General features: G+C 59.5%; 13 protein-coding genes. 6 read left to right on the top strand and 7 right to left on the bottom strand.

The annotated features are described in order from the left end of the window. Window positions 1-47 precede the first annotated feature (47 nt). From MED193_RS08970 to MED193_RS08960, 3 genes are read left to right on the top strand one after another with little or no spacing between them, the layout of a single operon-like run. Window positions 48-1,463 carry a YcjX family protein gene (locus tag MED193_RS08970; protein WP_039966784.1) on the top strand — a complete coding sequence of 472 codons (1,416 nt, stop codon included), beginning with the start codon at window positions 48-50 and terminating at the stop codon, window positions 1,461-1,463. Continuing rightward, a complete protein-coding gene (locus MED193_RS08965) occupies window positions 1,460-1,933 on the top strand; it encodes a GNAT family N-acetyltransferase (protein ID WP_009809382.1) in 474 nt (157 codons plus the stop codon). The genes MED193_RS08970 and MED193_RS08965 overlap by 4 nt, the downstream gene beginning before the upstream one ends. After that, window positions 1,930-2,958, top strand: coding sequence for a YcjF family protein (locus MED193_RS08960; RefSeq protein ID WP_009809381.1), 1,029 nt, complete (start codon window positions 1,930-1,932; stop codon window positions 2,956-2,958). Before MED193_RS08965 ends, MED193_RS08960 begins: the two co-directional genes overlap by 4 nt. A 548-nt stretch (window positions 2,959-3,506) precedes the next feature. Here MED193_RS08960 and MED193_RS08955 read toward each other — a convergent pair. Next, on the bottom strand, window positions 3,507-3,941 hold the full coding sequence (locus MED193_RS08955; protein ID WP_009809379.1) for a group III truncated hemoglobin: 435 nt from the start codon (window positions 3,939-3,941) through the stop codon (window positions 3,507-3,509). A gap of 164 nt (window positions 3,942-4,105) precedes the next feature. Here MED193_RS08955 and MED193_RS08950 point away from each other — a divergent pair, with 164 nt between their 5' ends. Beyond that, window positions 4,106-4,816, top strand: a complete 711-nt coding sequence (locus MED193_RS08950) for a VIT1/CCC1 transporter family protein (RefSeq protein ID WP_009809378.1) — start codon at window positions 4,106-4,108, stop codon at window positions 4,814-4,816. A gap of 118 nt (window positions 4,817-4,934) precedes the next feature. Here the strand turns inward: MED193_RS08950 and MED193_RS08945 are convergent, their stop codons facing one another. After that, complete coding sequence (locus tag MED193_RS08945) at window positions 4,935-5,456, bottom strand: hypothetical protein (RefSeq protein WP_157041319.1); 522 nt, start codon at window positions 5,454-5,456, stop codon at window positions 4,935-4,937. Window positions 5,457-5,778: 322 nt separating this feature from the next. Here MED193_RS08945 and ileS point away from each other — a divergent pair, with 322 nt between their 5' ends. Then, complete coding sequence (gene ileS / locus MED193_RS08940) at window positions 5,779-8,694, top strand: isoleucine--tRNA ligase (RefSeq protein ID WP_009809376.1); 2,916 nt, start codon at window positions 5,779-5,781, stop codon at window positions 8,692-8,694. 134 nt (window positions 8,695-8,828) lie between these two features. On the opposite strand, the gene MED193_RS08935 is transcribed toward ileS, so the two are convergent. Continuing rightward, window positions 8,829-9,110: a hypothetical protein gene (locus MED193_RS08935; RefSeq protein ID WP_198133859.1), complete on the bottom strand. Its 282-nt coding sequence runs from the start codon at window positions 9,108-9,110 to the stop codon at window positions 8,829-8,831. Window positions 9,111-9,402: 292 nt separating this feature from the next. On the opposite strand from MED193_RS08935, the gene MED193_RS08930 reads away from it, so the two are divergent. Next, the gene (locus MED193_RS08930) at window positions 9,403-9,858 is read left to right on the top strand and encodes a methylated-DNA--[protein]-cysteine S-methyltransferase (RefSeq protein ID WP_009809374.1); all 456 of its coding nucleotides are present in this window, start codon (window positions 9,403-9,405) and stop codon (window positions 9,856-9,858) included. Between the two features lie 266 nt (window positions 9,859-10,124). Here MED193_RS08930 and MED193_RS08925 read toward each other — a convergent pair whose 3' ends face one another. From MED193_RS08925 to MED193_RS08910, 4 genes are all read right to left on the bottom strand, one after another. Continuing rightward, entirely contained in the window at window positions 10,125-10,817 is a 693-nt protein-coding gene (locus MED193_RS08925; protein WP_009809373.1) for a phosphatidylcholine/phosphatidylserine synthase, read from the bottom strand. A 39-nt stretch (window positions 10,818-10,856) separates the two neighbouring features. Beyond that, window positions 10,857-11,081 (bottom strand): hypothetical protein, encoded by a 225-nt coding sequence (locus MED193_RS08920; protein ID WP_009809372.1) that lies wholly within the window; start codon window positions 11,079-11,081, stop codon window positions 10,857-10,859. Window positions 11,082-11,226: 145 nt separating this feature from the next. After that, window positions 11,227-12,165, bottom strand: a complete 939-nt coding sequence (locus MED193_RS08915; protein ID WP_009809371.1) for a tyrosine recombinase XerC — start codon at window positions 12,163-12,165, stop codon at window positions 11,227-11,229. 115 nt (window positions 12,166-12,280) lie between these two features. Further along, complete coding sequence (locus MED193_RS08910) at window positions 12,281-13,003, bottom strand: DUF484 family protein (protein WP_009809370.1); 723 nt, start codon at window positions 13,001-13,003, stop codon at window positions 12,281-12,283. Window positions 13,004-13,119 lie beyond the last annotated feature (116 nt).

Here is a 13,119-nt window from a genome sequence, read left to right as displayed (position 1 = left end):
GGCGCCTGCCTATCTTGGGGAGAGAGAACAAACAGCAGGTGAGCCGGGTGGTATTATCGACATTGACCGAGGGCGCCGCGCGCGGGTTCGACACGCTTGGCAGTACGGTCTCTTCGCGTTTTTTTGAGCCCTCACTGCGCCTTGGCGTCACCGGATTGGCGCGGGCGGGCAAGACGGTGTTCATCACCTCGCTGGTGGCAAATCTGTTGAACCGGGGGCGTATGCTGCAGCTGCAAGCAGCGCGGGCAGGGCGGATCGACAGCGCCTATCTGCAACCCCAGCCGGATGATACCGTTCCGCGCTTTGCCTACGAAGATCACCTGGCGGCGCTCACCGGGCCGCAGCCCCAATGGCCCGCCAGCACCCGGGCCGTATCCGAGTTGCGTCTGAGCCTCAGCCTACGCCCCTCGGGGCTATTGTCCGGCTTTCAGGGACCGCGCCGACTGCATCTGGATATCGTGGATTACCCCGGTGAATGGCTGTTGGATCTGGCGCTCTTGGATAAGTCTTATGCTGAGTGGTCCGCCGAGGTTCTGGACCGGCTGCCCGCCCGTGAGGTTGCACGGGATTTTCTGCAATCTCTGACTTCGGTGACAGCGGCTGATCCCCACGATGAACCCCAAGCACAGATGTTGGCGACGCAGTTCACCATTTATTTGAACGCGGCGCGTCGGGCTGGTTTTTATGACTGTTCGCCAGGACGGTTCTTGCTGCCAGGCGATCTTGCGGGATCACCGGTGCTGACCTTTGGGCCCTTGCCACCGGAAGAGGCAGCGCCGCGCCGGAGCCTTTGGCGCGAGATGGAACGCCGCTATGAGGCCTATAAGTCCAAGGTGGTCCAGCCATTCTTTCGCGATCACTTTACCCGTATCGACCGTCAGGTGGTGCTGGTGGATGCGCTCAGTGCCATTCACTCGGGGCCGCAGGCAGTGGAGGACCTGCGTCTTGCCATGGGGGATGTGCTCTCAGCCTTTCGGCCCGGTCGCAACGGGTTCTTGTCCTCTTTGTTGCGCGGCAAGCGGGTGGAAAAGATCCTATTCGCGGCCACCAAGGCCGACCATCTGCATCATCAGCAGCACGGGCAATTGACCGCCATCATTGAGGCACTGACCAGCGATGCACGAGACCGCGCCCAGTTTGCCGGGGCCGAAACCGCTGCTCTCTCCTTGGCCTCTTTGCGGGCCACCACCGAGGAGATGCGCGCTCATAACGGCACTGAACTGCCCTGTGTGCGTGGGCGGCTTTTGGAAACGGGCAAGCAAGCGGCCTTTTACCCCGGTGCTTTGCCAATGGATCCTGCACAGTTGCTGGCGCCAGCGCGGCAGGGGGCGACTGATTGGCTGGAAGGCGACTACCAGGCCATGCAGTTCGCCCCGGCTGCGCTCAACCTGAAGCCCGGAGATGGTCCGCCCCATGTCCGGCTGGACCGGGCAGCGGAATTCCTGATCGGAGATGCCCTGTGACAGCTCCTGTAAGATGTCGTCTCCGCCCAGCAAATGCTCTGGATGCCGGCCGTACCGGTTGGATCCTGCATCGCTTTGCCCTGGATACGCCCTGGATGCCGGTGCTGTATTCCGAGGCTGAGACGATTTCCTTTTGTGGTGTCATGATTGATCGTGGCTGGGTCACCGTGGCCGAGCAGGAAGGACGCGTCGTTGGCTTTCTTGCCCGTGACGGGGCAGAAATTTGCAGCCTGTATCTGGCTCCGGGAAGCTGCGGGCAGGGTATCGGTAAGGCGCTGCTGCGGCAGGCCAAGGCTGCTCAGCCGGAGCTGTGGTTGAATGTCTTTGAGGCCAATACCAGCGCGCGGCGGTTTTATCAGCGCGAAGGGTTCCAACAAGGGGCGCGCGGCACTGGGCAGGACAACGAAGAAGGTCTGCCTGATATCCGGTTGGACTGGGTGGATGATACCAAGCAGGAGACCGAGGAATGAGCCAGAAACCGGTTGTGTTCGATCTGGAGCAGGAAGAACTGGAGCAGCTGCCTGATGTGGCTGCTGCTCCCCCTGTTCCTGACCCGCTGCCAGAACTGGCAGAGATGGCCCCGCCTGCGGCGATGGAGCAGGCCGCGCGAATGGCGGCGCGTTCGCCCTCGCGGCTGAGCCGCTGGTTCTGGGGTCTGGTACTGGCTCTCTTTGGGGCCGTGGTCTCTCTGGCAGCCTGGGATTTTGCCGTCGGGTTGGTGGCGCGCCTGCCGGTCCTGGGTTGGGCTGTCAGCGCCGCGCTTATCTTGGCGCTGGTCCTGGCCTTGATCATGCTGCTGCGGGAGCTGGCGGCTCTGGCCCGGTTGAAGCGGGTGGACGGGTTGCGACAGGGGGCAGCAGAGGCCGGCTCTGATCTGGCAGCTGCCAAGGCGCATGTTGTCAAGCTGGAGAGCTTTTATTCCGGACGCGCGGATATGGCCTGGCAATTGGCGCGGTTCAACGAGCGCCGGAGCGAGGTGCTGGATGCGGATGCCCTGATGATGTTGGCCGAAGAAGAGCTGCTGTTGCCGCTGGATACCCGCGCCTTGCAAGAGGTCGAGGCCGCTGCCCGTCAGGTCGCGACCGTTACGGCGCTGGTGCCGCTGGCGCTGGCAGATGTTGCCGTGGCGCTGCTGACCTCAGTGCGTATGATCCGACAGGTGGCGCAGATCTACGGCGGGCGTTCAGGGCTGTTCAGCTCCTGGCGTCTGACCCGCGCTGTGCTGGCGCATCTGGCTGCCACAGGGGCGGTCGCTGCCGGGGATGATATCTTGGAATCCGTCCTCGGGGGATCGGTCCTGTCGAAACTGTCACGCCGCTTTGGCGAAGGTGTGGTGAACGGTGCGCTGTCAGCCCGCGTTGGCATTGCTGCAATGGAGGTTTGTCGTCCCTTGCCCTTTTCTCCGGCGCATCGCCCTGCCACCCGCAGGGTGATCAAAGGAGCCCTGGCCGGGCTGTTTCGCCGCGATCAGGCCTCTGGGAGCACGGCCTCCTAAGTCGGGCTCGCTAGGTGATCTTTGCCAGGAGAGTTATTGATTTATCAATGATTTCTTTCAGGGCCTTTTGCAAAAGCGCCTCCAAGGTCAATGGCGGCTAGGAGGCGCGTGAGGGAGCCTGTGGGAAAACCTGTGTGCAAATCTGTGGATCATTTGATGTCACCAACCGTTTCAGCAGGTTATGGCTCATACCTGAGCGCTTCTGTGGGGCTGGCATTCGATCAGCGGTGATGCACAATCCGCAGGGGAGAAAGACCCTGAGAAGTTAACGCCTTGCATAGGGAGTTTTCCACAAGGGAGGTGCAGTTTTCCCCAAGAGGAGCGGGTTCCTACACAGAAGGCCTGTCAGATCATGCTGTTTTTACGTGTGTGCTGTCGTTCCATTGGAAATCCTTTTTTGAACCTTTTTTGGCTATTCTGAGATTCCGGGCCGTAAATTTTTGTCTTTTTTATACATTTTCTGATTTCAGCTCTCGGATTTTCATCTCCGGCCAATGCGAAGATGAAAATCCGTCAGTGAAATTTGGTCCCCAAGATGAGGGGGCGCTTTAGAACAATTTGGGCGGTGCGTTCTTGGGCTGACGCATGGCGACGATCCCGGTGCGAAATCCCTCACCGATGCGATCTGCTAGGGCCCCCCATTGCAGAGCAATCGGTGTCGGTAATTCAGTCCGCAAGACCTCGTGAAACAGGCCGAGCCATTGCGGGAAGTGCTCAGCCTGGATTTCAGGTCGCGAGACATGCACGCGCATGGGATTGCCGCTGTAACTTTTCTCGCGCAGGATTGCATTGCGCCAAAAGCGGGCAATCTTGGCCTCATGCTCGGGCCAGTCTCTGTCCGCCACGTAGCGGGCAAAAATGGGTCCCAGCTCGGCGTGGGCGCGGATGCGAACATAGAACCGGGTCACCACCCGGTCGATCTCTGGCCCGGTGATATCAAAGCGTTTCATCGGATGGTTGGCGGTCTGGGAGTCCTGGGTCATGGTTTATCTCGCATGGGAATAACGCAGGTTGTCTGCATCTGTGTTTCCGCTGCTCTCACATACGGGGGCGGACGGGTCTTGGATAGGGCCGGCGTTGATCTGTCGCAAGGCAAAGGAATGGAGATTGCTTAGATGTCTAGGGTACAAGAGAAGGGAAGCCCGCCATGGTCGATCACGGTCACAGCCCGCAGGAAATCACCGCACGTATCGGAGCCCCACCAGGGCGCGGCGTTCTGCGCGATGTGATCTATGGGGCCATTGACGGATCTGTCACCACATTTGCCATTGTCGCCGGTGTTGCCGGAGCAGGGCTATCGCCGTTTATCATTGTGGCCTTGGGGCTGGCCAATGTGCTGGCGGATGGGTTCTCCATGGCCGCGGGGAATTACTCCGGTACCAAGGCAGAGCTGGACAACCTCAAACGCCTGCGCCAGGTCGAGGAATGCCACATTCAGCACTACCCAGAAGGGGAGCGCGCCGAGGCGCGGGAAATTCTCCGGCTCAAGGGTTTGTCCGGACCCGTCCTGGAAGCGGCCACGGATGCGATTTGCGCCGACAAAGAGGCCTGGATCAACCTGATGATGGAGGGCGAATACGGTGCTAGCCCGGTGGATCCGGAGCCTATGCGAGCAGCTCTTGCCACCTTCGCAGCCTTTCTGGTGGCTGGTATGGTGCCCCTGTTGCCGTTTCTGTTTGGCCTTGCTTCGGCCTTTTCAGTTTCGGTCTGGCTGACATTGATCACCTTTTTTTGCATCGGCGCAATGAAAAGCCATTGGGCGCTGACGCCCTGGTGGCGCTCTGGGGGGGAGACCCTGGCAATTGGCGGCGCTGCAGCCCTGATGGCCTACGGTGTCGGCAGCCTGTTTCAGATCTAACCGGGCTAAAGGTTTCGCATGCGAAACGCATTAGGGGTCCGGCAACCTTTCCTAAGAACATCTTTGGGGGGCGTGCCCAGTACCGCTCGCTATCTGCGGTTAGGGCTTTGCGGCTATATCACTGCAGCTCGATCTTGAGCGGGTAGCCATAGGTATCCTGGCTGGTATCGCGCTGGCTGCCAGCACTGGCGGTCACCGCGGCTCCAATCAGCCCGTAGCCAATCAGGACATGTGCAACCGAGGCCGTTGCGATGGCTTGCTGAGTTAGGTTGACCCGTTTGAAACTCTTGTCAAAGGTGAAGTTCTCGGAGTCACATAAGACACGCAGGGGCGGTGTATTGGGGCCGTAGGCAGGCAGGTTGACCTGGGAGGGGATCGGGACTTCGGCAGTGAAATGGGAACTGATTAGGCTGCAGCTCTCGGGCTGAAAGGAGTAGGGCACAGCTGAATAGGATCTGCTGTCAGGAAAGGTCAGTTTTACCGGGGTCACGGAAACTGCGGGCGTCCGCATGCCGGTGGCGGTCAGTTTGACATTCTTTGAAACGGTGAGAGGCCCGGTTTGGCTGCTACCTGGCTCAGTGCACCCCAGGAGGGGCAGGGTGAGCATCGAGGCGGCAAAAACAAAAGAGAGCTTAGACAACAGTGAAATCCCCAATTTTTGTAAAGAAGGCCTGAACTACGGAAGCCGGGGTCTGAATAAGAATGTTGCTTTTGGCTTGCAAGTTTTTGGACGTGAAGCGGGAATTTTGTTGTCAGGCTGCGACACTGGGCCAGGCTACAACCCGGCTTTACCCCGGACCATAGTCGGCCTATAACGCCCTCATGTCCTATACTCTGGCCATCATTATTCGAATTATATCCCCGGCGCTCTGACCTCATGAGACGCCGGGCAAAGGCGCTTGAGCCATCGCGCCGCACCGAACACCTTGATTTGCGAACCGAACATCCAAAGGACGCCACCCATGTGCGCCGATACTGCTGATACCCCTGACTACAAACAGACTTTGAACCTGCCCCAAACCGACTTTCCCATGCGTGCTGGCCTGCCTAAGCGTGAGCCAAGTTGGCTGGAGCGCTGGGAAAAGATTGGCGTCTACGACCGTCTGCGCGAAAAGGAAGGCCGCACCCCCTTTGTGCTGCACGACGGCCCGCCCTACGCCAACGGCCATCTGCACATCGGTCATGCTCTGAACAAGACCATCAAGGACATGATCGTGCGCTCGCATCAGATGATGGGTTTTGACAGCCGCTATGTGCCGGGCTGGGACTGCCACGGTCTGCCGATCGAGTGGAAGATCGAAGAGCAGTACCGCAAGAAGGGCAAGAACAAGGACGCGGTGGATGTGGTTGAGTTCCGCCAGGAATGCCGCGCCTTCGCTGACAAGTGGGTCGATATCCAGCGCGAAGAGTTCAAGCGCCTTGGGATCACCGGCAACTGGGCCGATCCCTATCTGACGATGGATTACCACGCTGAGGCGGTGATCGCTGGTGAATTCCAAAAGTTCCTGATGAACGGCACGCTGTATCAGGGCTCCAAGCCTGTGATGTGGTCGCCGGTGGAAAAAACCGCCCTGGCTGAGGCTGAGGTGGAATACAAAGATAAAGACAGCTTTACCATCTGGGTGAAATTTTCTGTCACCGCTGGCTCGGACGAACTGGCGGGCGCGAGCGTGGTGATCTGGACCACAACCCCATGGACCATCCCCTCGAACAAAGCAGTGGTCTATGGCGACAGCTTTGACTACGGGCTTTACGAGGTCACCGACACACCAGAAGAATGCTGGGCCGCCAAGGGCGACCGCTTCCTGCTGGCCGACAAGCTGGCCGGTGACGTTTTCAAGCGCGCGCGCTTGGAAGAGGGGCAATACACCCGTGTCCGCGCCGTGCCTGCGGATGAGCTGGCAACCCTGCAGCTGAGCCACCCGCTGGCTGGGGCCGAAGGCTCCAACGGCGAATGGGATGCGCCCCGCGATTTCCGCGCCGCACCTTTTGTGACCGACGAAGAGGGCACCGGGTTTGTTCACTGCGCGCCAAGCCACGGTATGGAGGAATTCGAGCTCTATCGTGACCTTGGCATGCTGGAAGATGTCATCACCTACAACGTGATGGACGATGGCGGCTTCCGCGCTGATCTGCCCTTCTTTGGCGGCAAGTATATCCTCAACCGCAAGGGCGGCGAAGGCGATGCCAACAAGTGTGTGATCGACAAACTGGTCGAGGTTGGCGGTTTGCTGGCGCGTGGCAAGATCAAGCACAGCTACCCGCATAGCTGGCGCTCCAAGGCGCCGATCATCTATCGCAACACGCCGCAGTGGTTTGCCAGTGTAGACCGCGCGGTTGGCGACGGTCAGGACGAGATGGGCACAACCATCCGCGAACGCGCCCTGCGCTCGATTGATGAGCTGGTGAAATGGACCCCGCAAAAGGGTCGTAATCGACTCTATTCCATGATCGAAGCCCGCCCGGACTGGGTGCTGTCACGCCAGCGCGCCTGGGGCGTGCCGCTGACCTGTTTTGTCAAAAAGGGTCTGCTGCCCACGGATGAGGGTTTCATTCTGCGGGACGAAGCGGTGAATGCCCGCATCGTCGCGGCCTTTGAGGCCGAGGGCGCAGATGCCTGGTACGCGGATGGCGCCAAAGAGCGGTTCCTTGGGGATGGCTACAAGGTTGATGACTGGGAGCAGGTCTTTGACGTGCTCGACGTCTGGTTTGATTCTGGCTCGACCCATGCCTTTGTGCTGCGCGACCGTGAAGATGGCAGCCCCGATGGCATTGCTGATGTCTACATGGAAGGCACCGACCAGCACCGCGGCTGGTTCCATTCCTCCCTGCTACAGGCCTGCGGCACAAAGGGGCGTGCGCCTTACAAAAATGTTGTGACCCATGGCTTTACCCTGGACGGCAAGGGCAACAAGATGTCCAAATCCCTGGGCAATACCATCGTGCCCGAGGAAATCGTCAAACAATATGGCGCCGATATCCTGCGCCTTTGGGTGGCGCAGACGGATTATACCTCTGACCAGCGCATCGGGCCTGAGATCCTGAAAGGCACCGCCGACAGCTATCGCCGCCTGCGCAATACCATGCGCTATATGCTGGGCTCGCTGCATGATTTTAACGAGGATCAGCGGGTGGCGCCTGCGGACATGCCGGAGTTGGAGCAATGGGTGCTGCATCGTCTGGCAGAACTGGATCATCAGGTCCGCACCGGCTACCAGAGCTTTGATTTCAATGGTGTCTGGCAGGCGATCTTTACCTTTGCCACCGTTGATCTGTCGGCCTTCTACTTTGATGTACGCAAGGACGCGCTCTATTGCGATGGCGACACATTGAACGCCCGCGCGGCGCGCACGGTGCTTGATATCCTGTTCCACCGTCTCACCACCTGGTTGGCACCGATCCTGGTCTTCACCATGGAAGAGGTCTGGCTGGAGCGTTTCCCTGATGACGACAGCTCGGTGCACCTCACGGATATTCCCGACACGCCAGCGGATTGGCTGAACGAGCCCCTCTCGGGCAAATGGGCGAAGATCCGTCAGGCCCGTCGGGTGGTGACAGCCGCGCTGGAAGTGCAGCGTGTGGATAAGGTGATCGGCGCTTCGCTTGAGGCCCATCCGGTGGTGCATGTGCGCGATGCTGAGGTGCTGGAACTGCTGAAATCGGTGAATTTTGCCGATATCTGCATCACCTCGGATATCTCCCTCACCAATGACCCGGCCCCAGCCGAAGCCTTCCGCATGCCTGAGGTCGACGGGATATCGGTGGTCTTTGAAAAGGCCGAGGGCGATAAGTGCCAGCGGTGTTGGAAAATCCTGCCGGATGTTGGCAGCCATAGCCATGCTGGCGTCTGCGGCCGCTGCGAAACAGCCCTGGCCTAAAGACTTGGCACCTTCGCTGAGCCGCCTTGCCCTGTGTAGAGCAGGAGGGGGCCAGAAAGGTTGCAGCACAGATAAAACCTGCCGCGGTCACCGCGGCAGGTTTTGTTTTATCTAACAGTCTATTGCCCAGAGATTTACAAGGTTGCGCCAGCTACCGCAGCCACAGCCTGGCTGCGCGCTGCGCGGAAATTCTCTTCTGCCATCATGCTGCTCACGGATTTTGGTCCAGGCGCATGGCTCGAGGCAAGAACCAGAAACTGTGCGATCAGGCTCTGTTCACCGTAAATGCCCCGCCCAAGGGCCTTATCTCTGGCTGCTTCCAGCGCGGGGCCCAGGGATTGGGTGTCAGCCAAGGGTGAGGCCACAACGGCTTCCGCCTGCTTCAGGGCACGCTCCCTCTGAACAGCACGGTCCATTCCTTGACTTTTGCCTTCATTCAGACTGGCATCCATCGCAGAAACCCCAGCCTTGTAAGAACAGGCAAGAGTGCTGTGGGCGGTGCTTGTACCAGTTGCAGAGATCATAGGCATATTCCATTTGTTCTTCCTGAGGTGTTTTTAACAGAATTTTAACAATCCCTGCGGACACCTTCGGTCATGGCCTTTGCAAAATAGGGCAGTGACCTATACGAAAGGCGCAGATCCGCATATGGCATGTCCGCGGTTTGCCGCAGGCTTGCCGGAGCCACCCTGACGGAGCACGCCACATATGCCCTCTGCCCAAATAGACACAATTGTCGGCCCCCTGAGCGTAACAGAGAGCGAAGGGGCGATAACCGCTTTGACCTGGGCAGCGCTTGGAAACGACAGAACTGGGCTGCTTGATCGTGCGCTGGAACAGCTCAGTGCCTATTTCGCGGGGGAGTTACAACAGGCCTTTGACCTGCCCCTGTATGTGGAGGGGTCACCCTTCCAGCGGGCTGTATGTGATGCGATGCTGGCGATTCCCTTCGGGCATACCCGCACCTATGGCGACATCGCAAAAGAGCTCAATATGCCGCCTCAGCCGGTGGGCAATGCCTGTGGGGCGAATCCGATCCCGGTTATCATCCCCTGCCACCGGGTGCTGGGCGCGAATGGTCTTGGTGGGTTTTCAGGCGGGACCGGGATCGAGAGCAAAATTACCCTGCTCAAACACGAAGGCGCCGCCAGCCTGCTGATCTGATCCCTGCCGCTTCCAAGCGGGGCAATGCCCATGAAAAGCGCCGAGTTCTTTGGCGCTGCGAGGTAAGTGAAGCCGCTACGTGTGAAACGCGCTGCCAAACTGCAGGACATGGCCCCTGACATTTGAACAGTCTGGATTTCACCTTTCCTGAAATATTCCGGGGTGAATGCATCCTGACCTCGGTCAGGGTGCAGAGGGGCCGGCCCCTTTGCCTCTCGCCACCTCTTGGGCCGACTAGAGGGTATTCCCCCAAAGACGGTGCGGTTTTAGCTGCGCTGTGGCAGGATCTGCTGCGCGATCCCAACGAAGACCAGATAGATCGAGGTGATGACCAGCCCCCAATGCGCCCAGCTTTCAGGGTGGAAATCAACCCAGGCTGCCCAGCCGGCAAAAAATGTCCAGGCCAGCGCCATAGGCAAAGACAGCCGGCGCCAGCGTTCGGTGCGCACTGGATGAATGAACTTCAACGGCAGGAACATGGCAATCGACAGCAATGTGACCAGCAGCAGAATGGTCCAATGGTTGGGTTCCAGGGCAAAAATCACCAACACCAGCATGTTCCAGCAACCGGGAAAGCCGGAAAAGGAGTTGTCCTTTGTCTTCATCCGGGTGTCTGCAAAATACATCGCACTGGCAAAGGTGATGACAATAATTGCCACCCAGCCGGTCCAGCCCGCCATCAGCCCTGATTTGAACAGGGCAAAGGCGGGGATAAAGACATAGGTGAGGTAATCAATGATCAGATCCAGCAAAACACCATCAAACTGTGGCGCGTAGCGGCCGACCTGATAGTGCCGGGCCAGCGGCCCATCAATCCCATCGACAGCAAAGGCCACGACAAGCCAAACGAACATTAAGCTCCATTTGGCCTCCACCGCGGCGAGCATGGCGAGCATTGCAAAAACAGCACCGGTGGCGGTGAGCAGGTGAACGGAGAGGGCGCGGATCTGAGGTGTCATACCCCTGTGATGGCGAATTTCACCCGCGCCCGCAAGGGCTCAGTGCAACCAGGTCGGGTATTCCTGACGATGCTGACTTTGAGCCTCCAGAAGGGGCAAAGCCTCCAGAGCCGAAAACAGGACCATTTTTGCGTCCGGCGCACCTGGATGCGGCAGATCTGTGCGGGGTTTGCGGTCTGGCTGGCGGGGAAAGCGAATCTGCGAGGGGGCCGGTGTCGGCGCGGCAGGGGCGGGATGAAAGGCAAGGGCGGGTGCTGATGTCATTTGAGGCATCCTTTCTGGAGCAATTGGAGCCTCAAGATAAGCGCCAAGCTCTTAACCACAGATGCAAAGGGTCGGAAAAATTGTCTCGAATTTTAGAGGCTTCGCTTGGCTTGCAAACGTTTGCGACCAGGCGCAGGCAGGTGGGTCATGCCTTTGGGTGGCTGCGGTTGTAGACGGCCATCAGATGCGCCGTATCCACGGCCGTATAGGCCTGGGTGGTTGAGAGCGAGGCATGACCCAACAGTTCTTGAATGGCCCGCAGATCGCCGCCCGCCTCCAGCAGATGGGTGGCAAAACTGTGACGCAGGGCATGGGGCGTGGCACTGGCAGGCAGCCCCAGCTGCGCTCGCGCCTGTGCCATGGCGCCTTGGATCTGGCGCGGGTTCAGCGCCCCCCCTCGGGCGCCGCGAAACAAAGGGCCATCGGCTTCGTTAGGGTAGGGGGACAGCGCAATGTAGCGCGCAACGGCCTCGCGGGCGGCGGCAATCACCGGCACCAGCCGTTCTTTGCCCCCCTTGCCTAGAATGCGCAGACTGGATGGCAGCGGGGCGGTTTTGCCAGTCAGGGCCAAGGCTTCAGAAATACGCAGGCCGCAGCCGTATAGCAGTGTCACCACGGCGACATCCCGCGCGGCAATCCAGTCAGTATTTGATTGCAGCTCAACGGTTTCAATCACCGCCCGCGCGGCATCCTCGTCCAGGGGGCGCGGCAGTTTCTTTTGGAACTTGGGTGCCCGTGCTGCCAAGACGGCTGTGAGTTCAAAACCCTCGCGCTCTGCCAGCCAGCGATAGAAACTTTTGACGGCGGACAGCCTGCGCGCCAGGGAACGCGCGCCGGTGCCTGCGTTGCGCTCCTGCGCCATCCAGGACCGCATATCCGAGGTGGTGATGCGCGCCAGCGCGCCCAAGCCCTGGGGGGCGCCGCTATGTTGGGTCATAAAGGCGAGAAAACTGCTGATATCGCCCTGATAGGCGTTGATGGTATTGTCGCTGGCCCCATCCAGCGCCCGCAGCCCCTGCAACCAAAGCTGTAGCGCATTGCGACAGGCTGGCGAGATGAACATCTGGGCCTCAGTGGCGCTCATTTTCTTCGCCACCAACTGGGGGCAACCTGCGCGCGTCTCTCAGACGTGGTGCGTCTGGTGTGGCGCAGGCAGGCATATGCAGGGCGTTGAGATGCCCCGCCTGTGTCTCGCAGGCTCATGCCAGCCAGCGGCACATGGCACGTTCAAACACACCGGCAAAGAAGGTCAAGAGATCGGTACCATGCTGTGGGGTGAATTGATGCGGATCCTCTGACCCGAGCACCAAAAGACCCGGCAGGCGCCCGGCGCCAAGATTTAGGCGCAGACAGGCCTCCGAACGGACCCAATCGGCCTTGTCGCCATATATCTTTGTGGTGCCGCCCTGCAATTGGCGCAATGTAACCTGCCTTGGTTGCCCGCCCTGGCCTGTGCCACGGGCTGCGCCGACATAGGCATCGATAAAGCCGGGGCTTGCCACCTTGAGGATCTGGCCCATGCGCGCGGCGGCGGCACCGCCATCGTCTTGCAGGGTTTCCAGCACCAGGGAGATCGAATCGACCCGCATGATTTCGGCCAGATCACCGTTTAGGGCCTGCAAGAAGTCCGCAAAGTCTGTGGGATCCAACAATCGAAGCACAGCACGGTGGATCTGATTCGTCCCAGCCAGGTTTTCATAGGCTGCGGCAATCACCGACCGATGGGTGTCTTCCAGCCGGTCCAGGCGCGCCTCCATACGTTCCATGGCGATGCCACGCATATCGACGATATTGGACCCCATGGCGCGCTCACTGGCCGAAACCAGCGCATTCATCAGGCCCTGATCTTCGAGGATTGCGTCTGGCTTGGCCAGAATCGCTTCGCGCAGGGGAGTGTCTAGTTTGGCTGTGGTGCTGCTCATTCTTGAACCTTTGTGGGCTTGAACCTCTTTGGGCTTTGCGCCCGGGTTATAACACGGGTTTTGACGCAATGTGGCTAAAAATGTCTTACGGGCAGGAAAAGGCCGAAGCTGTTACC

Source organism: Roseobacter sp. MED193, assembly GCF_000152965.1.
In the GTDB taxonomy this organism is placed as follows: Bacteria; Pseudomonadota; Alphaproteobacteria; order Rhodobacterales; family Rhodobacteraceae; genus Pseudophaeobacter.
The sequence above is the reverse complement of the archived record's forward strand: the minus strand, read 5'-3'. Positions and strand labels throughout refer to the sequence as shown.